Genomic DNA, 15196 nt, shown 5'->3' with positions numbered 1-15196 from the left:
ATGTCTCATACCATAGAACTAAACCTGGATGGCCTTTCCTGTGGCCATTGCGTTAAACGTGTCAAAGAGAGCCTGGAAAAACGCACTGATGTTGAACAGGCGGACGTGACCATTGAACGTGCAGAAGTCACCGGCAGCGCCAGCGCTGACGCGCTGATCGCGACCATTAAAGAAGCCGGATACGGCGCGAGCTTAAGCCACCCAAAGGCTAAACCGCTGGCAGAGTCATCACTCCCGTCGGAAGCACTGACAGCGGCCACACCTGAGCTTCCGGCAGCCAGCGACCTTGATGACAGCCAACAGCTGCTGATCAACGGCATGAGCTGCGCTAGTTGTGTTTCCCGTGTACAAAAAGCCTTGCAGGCTGTACCGGGCGTGACGCAGGCACGGGTCAACCTGGCGGAGCGCACCGCGTTAGTTATGGGTAGCGCGCCCGCCGCTGAATTAGTCAGTGCCGTAGAGCAAGCGGGCTACGGCGCTGAAGCTATAGAAGACGATATTAAGCGCCGCGAGCGCCAGCAGGAAACTGCGCTCGCCACCATGAAGCGCTTCCGTTGGCAGGCGATTGTCGCGCTGGTGGTTGGCGTGCCCATCATGGTCTGGGGCATGATGGGTGACAATATGATAGTCACCGACAGTAACCGTGCCCTGTGGCTGTTTATCGGGCTGATTACCCTGGCGGTGATGAGTATCGCCGGTGGGCATTTTTACTCCAGCGCGTGGAAAAGCCTGCGTAATGGCTCCGCCACCATGGATACGCTGGTGGCGCTGGGAACCGGTGCTGCCTGGCTCTATTCGATGAGCGTTAATATCTGGCCGCAGTGGTTCCCGATGGAGGCCCGCCATCTTTATTATGAAGCGAGCGCGATGATTATCGGCCTGATTAATCTTGGCCATATGCTGGAAGCCCGCGCCCGTCAGCGTTCATCGAAAGCGCTGGAACGCTTACTGGATTTAACACCGCCGACCGCACGGGTGGTCACCAATGACGGCGAGAAAAATCTGCCGCTGGCAGAAGTGCAGCAAGGAATGACACTGCGTCTTACCACCGGCGATCGCGTGCCGGTCGACGGCGAAATCAGCGAGGGCGAAGCCTGGTTTGATGAAGCGATGCTGACCGGCGAACCCGTGCCACAAGAAAAAAGTATCGGCGAAAGCATTCACGCCGGAACGGTAGTGCAGGATGGTAGCGTGCTGTTTACCGCCAGCGCGATCGGCAGTCACACCACACTTTCTCGCATCATCCGTATGGTACGTCAGGCACAAAGCAGCAAGCCGGAAATTGGTCAACTGGCCGACCGTATTTCGGCAGTATTTGTGCCGGTGGTGGTCGCTATAGCACTGCTCAGCGGCGCAATCTGGTACTTCGCTGGCCCTGCGCCACAAATCGTTTATACGCTGGTGATAGCCACTACCGTGCTGATTATTGCCTGTCCGTGCGCGCTGGGGCTGGCAACACCGATGTCGATTATCTCCGGCGTCGGTCGTGCCGCAGAATTTGGCGTGTTGGTGCGTGATGCGGATGCCCTGCAACGCGCCAGCACGCTGGATACGATAGTGTTTGATAAAACCGGCACCCTGACGCGCGGCAAACCGGAAGTAGTCAGCGTGAAAACGCTGGATGGCGACGATTCGGCGGCGCTGCGTCTGGCGGCGGCGCTGGAGCAAGGTTCCAGCCATCCGCTGGCGCGGGCGATCGTGGAGAAAGCGGGTAGCGATGCGTTGCCGACGGTGAATCAATTCCGCACGCTACGCGGGCTGGGCGTCAGCGGTATTGTCGATGGCCGTACTATATTGCTCGGCAACCAGACTCTGCTGGCAGAGCAGAATGTGGATACTCGCCTGCTTGACGATGAGATCGCCACTCAGGCCAGTCTCGGCGCTACGCCAGTGCTGCTGGCGGTTGATGGCGTCGCCACGTCGCTGTTCGCTATTCGCGATCCTCTGCGCGATGACAGTGTGGAAGCCCTGCAACACTTACACCGCTCTGGTTATCGTCTGGTGATGCTGACCGGTGATAATCCCATTACGGCCAACGCGATTGCCAAAGAGGCCGGTATTGATGAGGTAATTGCTGGTGTTCTGCCTGACGGCAAAGCCGAGGCGATCAAAAACCTGCAACAGCAGGGCCGCCAGGTGGCAATGGTGGGTGATGGCATTAACGACGCGCCAGCGCTGGCGCAGGCCGATGTCGGCATCGCTATGGGCGGCGGCAGCGATGTTGCCATTGAAACTGCCGCTATTACGCTGATGCGCCATAGCTTGCTGGGTGTGGCTGATGCGCTGGCGATTGCCAAAGCGACACTGCGCAATATGAAGCAAAATCTACTGGGGGCATTTGTCTACAACTCACTGGGTATTCCCATTGCCGCCGGAATTCTCTGGCCCCTGACCGGCACCTTGCTCAACCCGGTTGTGGCGGGTGCAGCAATGGCACTCTCCTCTATTACGGTGGTCAGCAATGCCAACCGTCTGCTGCGTTTTAAACCTCGCCAGTAGCCAGCCATGTTACCCCGCTGTGCAGGCAGCGGGGTTTGCACCTTGCAGCCTGTCGCGTTAGCATGGGATTTTTCTTCCGGAAAGCGCGCATGGCACTGTTTCAACGATTGAAAAACTTCTTTCTCGCGCTTCGTGTGCGCCACTATCGCTGGCCAGCAATGGATATCACGCTGCCCGGAGGCCAGCATCTGCACCTGGTCGGCAGTATTCATATGGGCACCTATGGCATGTCGCCGCTGCCGGAATTACTGCTGCACAAACTACGCCATGCCGACGCGCTGATCGTCGAAGCAGATATTGCCGGTTCTGATTCCCCTTTTGATAACCTTCCTACCGCTGCACCGCTCGAAGAGCGTCTGAATCCACAGCTTCTGAGCCAGCTTGATCAGACCCTGCAAACCCTTTCGCTGTCGCGCGAGGAGTTTGAACAGCGCCCGGCCTGGCATATCGCACTGGTGCTTCAGGCTACTCAGGCTCAACGGCTGGGGTTACGCCCGGAGTATGGCGTCGATTATCAGCTATTGCAGGAGGCCCAGCAGCAGCAGGTCAGCGTGCTGGAGCTGGAAGGCACAACCAACCAGTTGGATATCCTGCGCCAGTTACCCGATGACGGCATCGAACTGCTACAGGACACCCTGACATACTGGCATGAAAATGCGCGCCTGTTACAGGTGATGATGAGCTGGTGGCTGGAAACACCGCCTGCCACAGAACTCCTCAGTTTGCCGTCAACCTTCAGCCAGCCGCTGCATGATGTTCTGATGCATCAGCGTAATCAGGCGTGGTGCGATCGCCTGTTCACGCTACCGCCGGGGCGTTATGTGGTGGCAGCTGGCGCGCTTCATCTCTATGGCGATGGCAACCTTCCGGCGATGCTACAACAACGGATGACGCAATAGCGCAAGATGGTACTATTTTTGTTGACGCACACAGGCGTATGCTTATGGCGTGAAATGACTGTGGTAAGAAGGATTTGCTATGACTCCCGCCGTGAAATTACTCGAAAAAAACAACATCTCTTTTCAGGTGCACACTTACGATCACGATCCCAACGAAACCAATTTTGGCGATGAAGTGGTGCGCAAGCTGGGGCTGAATGCCGATCAGGTCTATAAAACGCTGCTGGTGGCCATCAACGGCGATATGAAACATCTGGCCGTAGCGGTTACGCCGGTCGCCGGTCAACTGGATTTAAAAAAGGTCGCCAAAGCGCTGGGGGCAAAAAAAGTGGATATGGCCGATCCGATGGCTGCACAGCGCAGCACCGGTTATCTGGTGGGCGGCATCAGCCCGTTGGGGCAAAAAAAACGCCTGCCGACGCTGATTGACGCCCCCGCACAGGAATTCGCCTCTATTTACGTTTCCGGCGGCAAACGTGGGCTGGATATTGAATTGGCGGCAAGCGATCTGGCAAAAATGCTGGACGCGAAATTTGCCGATATCGCCCGCCGCGATTAACGTTTACGAGCTGGTTACTGCCAGCTCACCTCCCCTTTCGGTTCGAAAGCAGCCGCATCCAGCGGCGAGTTTTTCTGAATAAACTCTTTCAGCACTTCTGCATCGATAAACCCCGTATTCACATAGCCAGATTTATCATCAAGACGCGGATAACCATCACCGCCGGTGGCGTTGAAACTCAGCGTCGCCAGGCGATACGTTTTCGCTGCATCAACCGGTTCACCTTTGATCTTAAGCTCATTGAGCTTGCCGCCTTTCGCGACAAAACTGACGTTGGCGAACTGCGGATAAGCGCCGGAATCTGGCTTCATCTGTGCCACAGCGGTGAGATAATCTGTCAGCTCTTTGCCGGTCAGCGTAGCGTAAACCAAGGTGTTACCGAACGGCTGCACTTTCAGCACATCTTTATAGGTGATGTCACCCGCCTCAATGGAGTCACGCACCCCACCGCCGCTCATCACCGCCAGATCAGCACCTGTGCGTGCCATTTGCGCAGCCAGAATCACTCGCGCCAGGTTGGTTTGCACAAAACGAACTTTGCTGCGATCCCCTTCCAGGTGACCAGTGGTGTTGCCGATTTTCACCTCCAGTTGCGATTTGCCTTTGTTCTGGAATGGCGTCAGCAGCGACAACATTTGCGGATTTTCAGCAATTTCTGGCGTGTAGAGTACGCGCTCACTTTTACCGTTATCGTAGGTGACTTTCTTTTTCAGATTGACCGGGATCAGCTGATAACGCACCAGTTTCATCTCGCCGTTGCGGAACTGGAAATCGGCACGGCCAACATATTTACCCCATTCATGGGCCTGCACAATCCAGATACCGTTCTGCTGATCGGGCGCACAAGGCGTTCCAGGCACGTAATCGACCTGCTTTTTGTTCTCGGAAGCCATACACACAGGATCTTGTGAGTGACCACCCACAATCATCGCCAGCGCCCCTTTCGGCAGGCTGCGCGCCATCTCCACATCGCCCGGCGCATTTGAGCCGTGCTCGCCGTTGTCATAATGGCCCATATGCGTGGTGGCGATGATTACGTCCGGTTTTTCGTTCTGCTGGAGCTCCTGAATCACCAGTTTTGCTTCCTCGGCAGGCTTACGGAATTCAATATCGGTGAAAAACTCCGGATTGCCGATTTTGGCGGTGTCATCAGTGGTTAAACCGATCACGGCAATCTTCAGTCCCTGGCGGTTAAAGATCATCCACGGTTTAAACAGGCGCTCACCGGTACTTTTTTGATAAATATTGGCGGAGAGGAACGGGAACTTCGCCCACTTCTCCTGCTGACGCAACACGCTGAGCGGATTATCGAATTCATGGTTGCCGACCGCCATGGCGTCATAACCAATCAGGTTCATGCCGCGAAAATCCGGTTCAGCATCCTGTAAATCGGATTCGGGTACACCAGTATTGATGTCGCCGCCGGAGAGCAGCAGTACACTGCCACCTTCGGCAGCCACCTCTTTACGAATACCGTCCACCAGTGTCTTTTGCGCCGATAACCCGTATTCGCCGTAATCACTGCGCCAGAAGTGGCCGTGGTGATCATTGGTATGCAGAATGGTGACATTATACGTTTTATCCTGTTCGTATGCCTGCACCTGCCAGCTTGCCATGCCCAACATTGCCAGCAGCGCCAACGTGGTGATCTTTGGTAGCCAATTCATGCTTCTCTCCCTGACCCATTAATAAAAAAACCGAAATTACAATGCTAAACAATAATAGACAAATAAGTTTTCAGCATTGCGACTTCCTTCAAAGCATCCACGCAGGTAATGTTAGTCGGATAACAATTACCGTTCTTCCTTTCTCTTCTGACAAAATATACGTGGTATTTATGGCAATCAGTGAAACGTCGCAGACTCCTCCAGTCGCGCGCACCTCGTTCGGTATTCTTGGCGCAATCAGCCTTTCGCACCTACTTAACGATATGATCCAGTCGCTGCTGCTGGCGATTTACCCGCTATTGCAGGCCGATTTTTCCCTGTCATTTGTGCAGATTGGGTTTATCACCCTCACCTTCCAGGTTGCCTCCTCGCTGCTGCAACCGGTGGTCGGTTACTGGACAGATAAACACCCGATGCCGTGGTCGCTGCCCATTGGGATGTGTTTTACCCTCAGCGGGCTGGTGCTGCTGGCGCTGGCGGGTAATTTTACAACGGTGCTGATTGCCGCGGCGCTGGTCGGTACCGGCTCTTCGGTTTTCCATCCAGAATCGTCGCGCGTGGCGCGGATGGCTTCCGGCGGTCGTCACGGGCTGGCGCAGTCCATTTTTCAGGTAGGTGGTAATTTTGGCGCTTCGCTCGGCCCGTTGCTGGCGGCGGTGATTGTTGCGCCCTACGGTAAAGGCAATGTCGCCTGGTTTGTGTTGGCTGCCCTGCTGGCGATCATCGTGCTGATGCAGGTGAGCCGCTGGTATGCAGCCCAGCACCGCGTGAACAAAGGGAAAAAGAGTGTTGCGCTGCATAATCCGCTGCCACGCAATAAAGTGATACTGGCGGTCTGCATCCTGCTGATTCTGATCTTCTCCAAATATTTTTATATGGCCAGTATCAGCAGTTATTTCACCTTTTACCTGATGTCCAGGTTCGATTTATCCGTGCAAAACGCGCAGATGCATCTGTTTATTTTTCTGTTTGCTGTTGCTGCTGGCACCGTTATTGGTGGCCCTGTGGGCGATAAGATCGGCAGAAAGTATGTCATTTGGGGCTCTATCCTCGGCGTTGCCCCTTTCACACTGCTTTTACCGTATGCATCTCTGTTCTGGACCGGAATTTTGACGGTGATAATTGGTTTCATTCTTGCATCAGCTTTCTCCGCCATTCTGGTCTATGCCCAGGAGTTGCTGCCAGGGCGTATTGGCATGGTTTCGGGGCTGTTTTTTGGTTTCGCCTTCGGTATGGGCGGGCTTGGCGCTGCGGTACTGGGACTGGTTGCCGATCACACCAGCATCGATTTGGTCTACAAAATATGTGCTTTCCTGCCATTACTCGGAATTCTGACGGTATTCCTGCCCGATAACCGCCCACAACATTGATTTCCTTGCGGCCAAAATCTCCCTTTGGCCGCTGTTTTCTATTGCTTTTCCTTACCTGTCGCATGATTTCTGTTAGAGATACACCTGTTGCCCCTTTTTTTTCTGCCAAATCGCCATTTTCTTAATAATTCAATAATTATTCATAAACACACCAGCAAAAATTGTCATAAACTGTAACTTAGCTAACGGTCATCAACCGTAGGTTTCACGCATCAACGAAAGGAGACGGAATGCATCACACCACACCGCTTATCACCACCATTGTCGGCGGACTTGTACTGGCCTTTATTCTCGGCATGCTTGCCAATAAACTGCGAATTTCTCCTCTGGTGGGTTACTTGTTAGCGGGTGTGCTGTCCGGGCCGTTTACGCCGGGCTTTGTCGCCGATACTCAACTGGCCCCCGAACTGGCGGAATTAGGCGTGATTCTGCTGATGTTCGGCGTTGGGTTGCACTTCTCTTTAAAGGATTTGATGGCGGTAAAGTCGATCGCCATTCCCGGAGCGATTGCGCAAATTGCCGTCGCGACGCTACTGGGTATGGCGCTTTCCGCACTGTCGGGCTGGTCTCTTATGACCGGTATTGTCTTTGGGTTATGCCTTTCTACCGCCAGTACGGTGGTGTTGTTGCGCGCGCTTGAGGAGCGACAGCTTATCGACAGCCAACGCGGGCAAATCGCCATAGGCTGGCTGATTGTTGAAGATCTGGTAATGGTGCTGACACTGGTCCTGCTGCCTGCCGTCGCCGGAATGATGGGAAAAGACAACGTTGGGCTGGCATCGCTGGCCCTGGATATGAGTATCACCATTGGTAAAGTGGTGGCTTTTATCGCCATAATGATGCTGGTTGGCCGCCGTCTGGTGCCGTGGATCATGGCGCGTAGCGCCGCAACCGGTTCACGCGAACTGTTTACTCTCTCCGTGCTGGCGCTGGCGCTCGGCATCGCCTTTGGCGCCGTCAAGCTGTTTGATGTCTCTTTCGCCCTTGGCGCATTCTTCGCCGGTATGGTACTGAACGAATCTGAGCTCAGCCATCGGGCAGCGCACGACACTCTACCGCTGCGCGACGCGTTTGCAGTGCTGTTCTTTGTCTCCGTGGGCATGTTGTTCGACCCGATGATCCTGCTCGAACAGCCGCTGGCGGTGCTTGGCACGCTGGCAATCATCATCTTCGGTAAATCGGTGGTCGCCTTCTTCCTGGTGCGCCTGTTTGGCCACTCGCCGCGCACCGCGCTGACCATTGCCGCCAGCCTGGCGCAGATTGGTGAGTTCGCTTTTATCCTGGCAGGCCTGGGGATGTCGCTGGGACTGTTGCCGCAGGCCGGGCAAAACCTGGTGCTGGCGGGCGCTATCCTGTCGATTATGCTTAACCCGGTGCTGTTTACACTGCTGGAAAAGTACCTCAACAAAACCGAGACGCTGGAAGAGCAAACGCTGGAAGAAGCCATCGAGGAAGAGAAGCAGATCCCGGTGGATATCTGCAACCATGCGCTGCTGGTTGGGTTTGGCCGCGTCGGTAGCCTGCTGGGCGAAAAACTGATGGCGCAGGGTACTCCGCTGGTGGTGATTGAAACCTCGCGCACCCGGGTGGATGAATTGCGGGCACGTGGGATCCGCGCCGTACTGGGCAATGCCACCAATGAAGAGATCATGAATCTGGCGCATCTCGATTGCGCCCGCTGGCTGCTGCTGACCATTCCGAATGGTTACGAAGCCGGGGAGATTGTCGCAACCGCGCGTGAGAGATGCCCGAACATTGAAATTATTGCCCGTGCGCATTACGACGATGAAGTGGATTACATTACCGAGCGCGGCGCCAACCAGGTGGTAATGGGTGAACGCGAAATCGCCAATACCATGATAACGCTGCTGGAGAAGCCGCCCGTTGAAGAAGCAGTGACGGGGTAAACAAACAACGTTGATGCCGGATAGCACTGCGCTTCTCCGGCGAAACAAGCAAAATCAACGTTCCCAGTACGCCTCTTCGAGGCTGTCTTCCCGCTCCGGCAGACCACGAGTTAAGCGCGGCGAATGCTGATTCAGCACCTGGTAGCTCACGCGGTTGGCGTATTTGCACACCTGCGCCAGCGACGAATAGGTCAGCCAGTTGAATTTATGTTTGCTGGAATTCGGCACATTAGTGCGGTGATAATTGTTCGCGGTAATGTCGTGCAGCAACGCCGCCAGAGCGCCATCACCCGCGCCGTTGGTGTTCATGATCTTCTCAGGCCCCCCCATGTAAGGGGCAATGTGCGAGTAGATACGCAGCGGGTTCTGGCAATCTTTATGGCGCATCGCCCGGCTGAACTCATACTGGTTGAACTCGGCAATCGCTCCCGGCAGCAGCGGATGCTGGGTTTTTCGCTTTGTATCGTCTTCGGTAAAACCGGCCATATACAGGCCAATCGGCCCGGCAGTACAGAGCACCAGATCCACCCAGTCCAGCGCTTTATCGGCGGCCAGCAGAGGATCGCTTTCACCGGTCAGCGCGTGACCTTCCTCTTCGTTCATCGCCAGAATCGAGACGTTTTCTTTGAGAAAATCACGCCACCACTGCGGATTATCGGCAATCACATATTTGGTGCCCAGCGTCAGCACCACCGGCACGTTATGCTTTTTGGCATACGCTACAGCTTGCAGAGTTGCATCCGGCATCGGTTCGCCGGGATTGCAACGCACCAGATATGAAGAGAGCACCAGCGCAGACGCGCCTGCAATGACCGATTCCGGAATGCTCTCCGGGCGAAGCTGGTTCATCTGTCCAGGGCTGATGGCAAATGTCCGCTCACCGCTATCGCTGATCAGCGTAAAGCAGCGACCAATCGCGCCATCCACGCCTTGCAGATAGTTCAGATCGGTACGACTGGAGGTATTGCACAGGTAACGGTAGGCGTAGCTGCCGATTTTCACGTTGTCGCACATCACGCCGAGTAACACCGAACGGTCATCGGCCAGCACCGAGTAGTTATGCATGGTGTTACCGATCGTACCGCCAGCAAACTGGTGAGCGATCAGATCATTACTCACCAGTTCCTGGTACAACGCTTCGGCCACCTCATCGGCGATCACCAGAGAATGCCCGGCGCTCAGGCCATAACGCGAGATAAACGCATCGTCCACTTTCGCCTCGATATCCACCAGCGTCTGATCGATACCGACCACCCAGCAGGAGCCAACTTCATTTTCTGGCTGGATTTGTTGCAATAACGGATCGCGGGCGTTGACGGGAAAATAGTGTTTGGATTTACGTTTACCGGGAAATTTCATGGTTGTAATAAGCGCTGAACATATGGGCTGTGAATGTTAACACATTCTCAGCCCGGCGCACGATCAGCGATATTTGGCCGTCAGGTTGACCATCATCTCGATATGCTCTGGCGAATCATTCAGCGCTGGTATGTATTCATATTTCTCGCCGCCCGCCTCAAGGAAAAACTCACGGTTTTGCACCGCGATCTCCTCCAGCGTCTCCAGACAGTCTGCGGCAAAGCCTGGCGACATCACCTGAATATGTTTCACACCTTTCTCGCCCAGCATTTTCAGCGTTTCATCGGTGTACGGCATCAGCCACGGTTCGCGACCAAAGCGTGACTGGAAAGTCATCATCACTTTTTCCGGCGGCAGATCAAGCGCCGAGACCAGTTCACGCGTTGTATCACGGCAGCGCTGTGGGTAGTCATCCCCTTCCGCCGCGTAACGCTGTGGAATACCGTGATAAGAGAGCAGCAGCAAATCCGGCTCACCGTGCTTCGCAAAAGAGGCGCGCACACTGTTCGCCAGCGCAGAGATGTAATCTGTATCGTCGGCATAATCGCGGATAAAGGAGATGCCGGGAATATGGCGTTTCTTCGCCAGAATTCGCGCCAGTTCGTCCCATACCGCCGCCACCGTTGAGCAGGAGTATTGCGGATAGAGTGCGAGCACCACAATATGGTCAACATCCTGTTCCAGCAGGGCCTCCACTGCGCTTTCCAGCGACGGTGAACCGTAGCTCATGCCGAGCACCACGGGAACATCCGGCAATCGCGCCGCCAACGCCTGCTGCTGCCTGCGGCTGTAAACCATCAGTGGCGAACCGTCTTCCATCCAGACAGACTGGTAGAGTTTTGCCACGCGGGGTGAACGAATCGGCAGGATCACACCGCGTAATAGCGGCCACCACAGCAAGCGCGATGTATCAACAACACGTCTGTCGCTTAAAAACTGCCGCAGATAACGTTTTACTGCTGCCGGAGTGGGTGCATCGGGGGTGCCTAGATTGGCAAGCAGGATGCCGGTTTTCGCCTGACTCATTCACGCCTCTTAACCTTTTGAATGGTTGGTAATTGTAGCGTAAAAGCGTTTAAACGGAACCAATTGCAGCGAAAGGTAAGATGAGAAATATTCTCACCCGGAGGGAGCCGGGTGAGAATACACGCTTAGCCGAGGATTTTCTCCAGCTCTGCGCGTACATCCGTAACAGCTTTAGTGCCGTCCACTTTAGCGTATTTGGTGTTACCGGCCTGCGCTTCTTTCTGGTAGTAGCCGATCAGTGGCGCGGTCAACTGATGGTATTCCACCAGACGTTTACGCACGGTCTCTTCCTGATCGTCTTTACGCGTGGTCAGATCTTCGCCGGTCACATCATCTTTGCCTTCTACTTTAGGCGGATTGAATTTGATGTGATAAACGCGACCGGAAGCAGCGTGTACGCGACGACCTACGATACGATCAACAATCAACTCGTCCGGAACATCGAATTCCAGTACGTAATCCACGGTGATGCCAGCTTCTTTCATGGCATCCGCTTGCGGAATGGTACGCGGGAAGCCGTCCAGCAGGAAACCGTTACGGCAATCTTCCTGGGTGATACGCTCTTTTACCAGCGCGATAACCAGCTCATCGGTCACCAGTTTGCCCGCGTCCATGATATCTTTCGCCTGTTTGCCCAGTTCGCTGCCAGATTTAACAGCCGCACGCAGCATGTCACCGGTAGAGATTTGCGGAATACCGTATTTCTCCATGATGAACTGAGCCTGAGTTCCTTTACCCGCGCCCGGAGCGCCAAGCAGAATAATACGCATTGCGAAAATCCCCTCAAAAGTTGGTTCAATTTTTCAAAAGCGTTAAAAGATACCACCAGAACGAGTATCGCTCAAGGAAGCCGGGCTGGCTGAAACGGTTAATGAGAGAGATTACTTCGGGGAGTACCCCTCTCGCGTGAAACGAGAGGGGTAAGGTCAGACTGAAAACAGAAACTTAGGCAATCAGCAACTGATTCATACGACGGATGAACTGGTTTGGATCTTCCAGCGTGCCGCGTTCGGCAAACAGCGCCTGATCCAGCAACAGTTCGACCCATTGGCTGAACTGGCTATCATCCTGGGTATCCGCAGCACGTTTCACCAGCGCGTGATCCGGATTAAGTTCAAAGATGTATTTTACTTCCGGCGCATTCTGACCAGCCGCCGCGAACAGTTTCGCCATCTGCGTGCTCATCTCGTCAGCATCGGTTACTACCACCGCTGGCGTTTCGGTCAGACGATGAGTAAGGCGCACTTCTTTCACGCGATCGCCAAGTAGAGTTTTCACGCGTTCAACAAATGGTTCGAGCGCTTTTTCCGCCTCTTTCGCGCTTTCGTCCACTTCGTCGGCCAGTTTTTCCAGCGACGCATCGGCTTTCGCTACTGACTGGAATGGTTTGCCGTCGAATTCGGTCAGATAGCTCATCATCCATTCGTCGATGCGGTCAGAAAGCAACAGCACTTCGATACCTTTCTTACGCAGCAATTCCAGATGTGGGCTGCTCTTTGCCGCAGCGTAGCTGTCAGCGGTAATGAAGTAGATCTTCTCCTGGCCTTCTTTCATACGCGATACGTACTCTTCCAGCGACACGGTTTGCGCAGAAGAGTCATTGTGCGTGGAGGCAAAGCGCAACAATTTGGCAATCGCCTCAAGGTTAGCGCTGTCTTCGCCAGCCCCTTCTTTCAGCACCAGGCCGAACTGCTGCCAGAACGTCTGGTACTTTTCTGCGTCATCTTTCGCCAGTTTATCCAGCATTTGCAGCACACGTTTGGTCAGCGCAGTACGCAGATTACGCGTGACGCTACTGTCCTGCAGAATTTCGCGCGAAACGTTGAGTGGCAGATCGTTGGAATCCACCAGGCCACGAACAAAGCGCAGGTAGTTCGGCATGAACTGTTCCGCTTCGTCCATGATAAACACGCGCTGCACGTAGAGTTTCAGGCCGTGTTTATGATCGCGGTTCCACATATCCCACGGTGCCTGCGACGGAATATAAAGCAGACTGGTGTACTCCTGCTTCCCTTCCACGCGGTTGTGGCTCCAGATCAGCGGATCGGTAAAGTCGTGGGAGATATGTTTGTAGAACTCGTTATATTCTTCGTCTTTGATTTCAGACTTGTTGCGCGTCCATAGCGCCTGCGCTTTGTTGATCTTCTCCCAGGAAACCACGGTTTCGCCGTCTTTCTCTTCCTGTTTTTCGATCTCGACCGGCAGAGCGATATGGTCGGAATATTTACTGATAATCGAACGCACACGCCAGTCATTGAGGAAATCATCTTCCCCTTCGCGCAGGTGCAGCGTGATTTCCGTCCCGCGATCGGCTTTGGTGATATCGGCGACTGTGTATTCGCCCGCGCCTTCAGATTCCCAGAACACACCGTTTTCTGCGCTCTCGCCCGCCGCGCGGGTACGTACTGTCACTTTATCCGCAACGATAAACGCCGAGTAGAAGCCTACGCCGAACTGCCCAATCAACTGGCTGTCCTTGGCCTGATCGGAGCCCATTGATTCGAGAAACGCTTTGGTACCAGACTTGGCGATGGTACCCAGATGATCAATAACTTCATCGCGGGTCATACCGATACCGTTATCGGCGATGATCAGCGTACGCTTTTCTTTATCGAAAGAGACGCGGACATGCAGTTCGCCGTCGCCTTCGTAGAGATCCGGGTTGGACAGCGCGCGGAAACGCAGTTTGTCCGCCGCATCCGAGGCGTTGGAGATCAGCTCACGCAGGAAGATTTCTTTGTTCGAATAGAGAGAATGAATCATCAAGTGCAGAAGCTGTTTAACTTCAGACTGAAAACCGCGAGTTTCTTGTCCTTTCATTGGGAAAACCTCAACAATGCCATTTACAAGGTAAAAAGTACGTTGAGGGTGAAGTGGGGACAGCGGCGAGAGTTTTCAAGCGGAGGCAAAAATTTCTGCCTCCGTTTGGTTAAAAACGAATCTTGTGACGACCGGCCAGCGAGTGTGACAGCGTGGTACCGTCAACCATCTCCAGCTCCCCCCCCACCGGCACACCGTGCGCGATGCGGCTGGCTTCCACACCATATTGCGCGCAAAGCTCCGCAATATAGTTTGCCGTTGCCTCACCTTCCACCGTCGGGTTGGTGGCGAGGATCACTTCCTGGATCTTTTCTGCGGCCAGGCGCTGATCAAGCCGATCAAGACCGATATCATCCGGCCCAATACCGTCCAGCGGCGACAAATGCCCCATCAGCACAAAATAGCGCCCCGAGAACTGCCCGGTTTGCTCGATGGCATAAATATCCGCCGGACTTTCCACCACACAGATTTGACCGTTTTCCTGGCGCCGCGGGTTGCTGCATATATTGCACACTTCCTGCTCGGTAAAAGTGCGGCAATCGGCACAGTGACCGATTTCCGACATTGCCCGGGTGAGCGCCTGCGCCAGCCGCATACCGCCGCTGCGATCGCGCTGCAACAGCGTAAACGCCATGCGCTGCGCCGACTTAGGGCCAACACCCGGCAGGCAGCGCAGCGCTTCCATAAGCTGCGTTAACAGCGGACTGGTCTGCATCAGAACGGCATCTTAAAGCCTGGCGGCAAAGACATGCCGGAGGAAACAGAAGCCATTTTCTCTTTCTGGGTTTCATCGATACGGCGTGCAGCATCGTTAAATGCAGCGGCGACCAGATCTTCCAGCATCTCTTTGTCGTCTTCGAGCAGGCTCGGATCGATCTCCACACGACGGCAGTTATGCGCGCCATTGATGGTCACTTTCACCAGACCCGCACCTGATTCGCCGGTCACTTCCAGCTGCGCGATCTCTTCCTGCATTTTCTGCATTTTTTCTTGCATCTGCTGGGCCTGTTTCATCAGGTTGCCCAGACCGCCTTTTCCAAACATAGGCTTCTCTCTTTAGCTGTGGTGACTGACCAGAGCGATAAGTCAC

General features: G+C 54.6%; 12 protein-coding genes. 5 read left to right on the top strand and 7 right to left on the bottom strand.

Annotated elements, in window-relative coordinates; translation table 11 throughout:
- The 3 genes from copA (at position 1) to ybaK (ending at position 3957) form a co-directional block, all read left to right on the top strand.
- A complete protein-coding gene (gene copA / locus BM427_RS01205) occupies positions 1-2499 on the top strand; it encodes a copper-exporting P-type ATPase CopA (RefSeq protein ID WP_090118456.1) in 2499 nt (832 codons plus the stop codon).
- An 89-nt stretch (positions 2500-2588) separates the two neighbouring features.
- A complete protein-coding gene (locus tag BM427_RS01200) occupies positions 2589-3398 on the top strand; it encodes a TraB/GumN family protein (protein ID WP_090118454.1) in 810 nt (269 codons plus the stop codon).
- A 79-nt stretch (positions 3399-3477) separates the two neighbouring features.
- The gene (gene ybaK / locus BM427_RS01195; RefSeq protein ID WP_007373603.1) at positions 3478-3957 is read left to right on the top strand and encodes a Cys-tRNA(Pro)/Cys-tRNA(Cys) deacylase YbaK; all 480 of its coding nucleotides are present in this window, start codon (positions 3478-3480) and stop codon (positions 3955-3957) included.
- Between the two features lie 14 nt (positions 3958-3971).
- Here the strand turns inward: ybaK and ushA are convergent, their stop codons facing one another.
- A complete protein-coding gene (gene ushA, locus BM427_RS01190) occupies positions 3972-5624 on the bottom strand; it encodes a bifunctional UDP-sugar hydrolase/5'-nucleotidase UshA (RefSeq protein WP_090118452.1) in 1653 nt (550 codons plus the stop codon).
- A gap of 170 nt (positions 5625-5794) precedes the next feature.
- Between ushA and BM427_RS01185 the strand changes: the two genes are divergently transcribed.
- Both BM427_RS01185 and ybaL read left to right on the top strand, forming a co-directional pair.
- Complete coding sequence (locus tag BM427_RS01185) at positions 5795-6994, top strand: MFS transporter (protein WP_090118450.1); 1200 nt, start codon at positions 5795-5797, stop codon at positions 6992-6994.
- A 230-nt stretch (positions 6995-7224) separates the two neighbouring features.
- Positions 7225-8901, top strand: coding sequence for a YbaL family putative K(+) efflux transporter (gene ybaL, locus BM427_RS01180; protein ID WP_090118448.1), 1677 nt, complete (start codon positions 7225-7227; stop codon positions 8899-8901).
- A gap of 54 nt (positions 8902-8955) precedes the next feature.
- Here the strand turns inward: ybaL and BM427_RS01175 are convergent, their stop codons facing one another.
- The 6 genes from BM427_RS01175 to BM427_RS01145 form a co-directional block, all read right to left on the bottom strand.
- Positions 8956-10260 (bottom strand): inosine/guanosine kinase, encoded by a 1305-nt coding sequence (locus BM427_RS01175; RefSeq protein WP_090118446.1) that lies wholly within the window; start codon positions 10258-10260, stop codon positions 8956-8958.
- A 63-nt stretch (positions 10261-10323) separates the two neighbouring features.
- Positions 10324-11286 carry a ferrochelatase gene (gene hemH / locus BM427_RS01170; RefSeq protein ID WP_090118443.1) on the bottom strand — a complete coding sequence of 321 codons (963 nt, stop codon included), beginning with the start codon at positions 11284-11286 and terminating at the stop codon, positions 10324-10326.
- A gap of 125 nt (positions 11287-11411) precedes the next feature.
- Positions 11412-12056: an adenylate kinase gene (gene adk, locus BM427_RS01165; RefSeq protein WP_090118441.1), complete on the bottom strand. Its 645-nt coding sequence runs from the start codon at positions 12054-12056 to the stop codon at positions 11412-11414.
- A gap of 175 nt (positions 12057-12231) precedes the next feature.
- Positions 12232-14106 (bottom strand): molecular chaperone HtpG, encoded by a 1875-nt coding sequence (gene htpG / locus BM427_RS01155; protein ID WP_090118439.1) that lies wholly within the window; start codon positions 14104-14106, stop codon positions 12232-12234.
- Positions 14107-14215: 109 nt separating this feature from the next.
- Complete coding sequence (gene recR, locus BM427_RS01150; protein WP_090118437.1) at positions 14216-14821, bottom strand: recombination mediator RecR; 606 nt, start codon at positions 14819-14821, stop codon at positions 14216-14218.
- Positions 14821-15150, bottom strand: coding sequence for a YbaB/EbfC family nucleoid-associated protein (locus BM427_RS01145; protein WP_007373594.1), 330 nt, complete (start codon positions 15148-15150; stop codon positions 14821-14823). Before BM427_RS01145 ends, recR begins: the two co-directional genes overlap by 1 nt.
- Positions 15151-15196: the final 46 nt, after the last annotated feature.

This window comes from Kosakonia arachidis, assembly GCF_900116535.1.
Lineage (GTDB): Bacteria > Pseudomonadota > Gammaproteobacteria > Enterobacterales > Enterobacteriaceae > Kosakonia > Kosakonia arachidis.
Note: the sequence above shows the minus strand (reverse complement) of the source record. Positions and strands in the feature narration are given on the sequence as shown.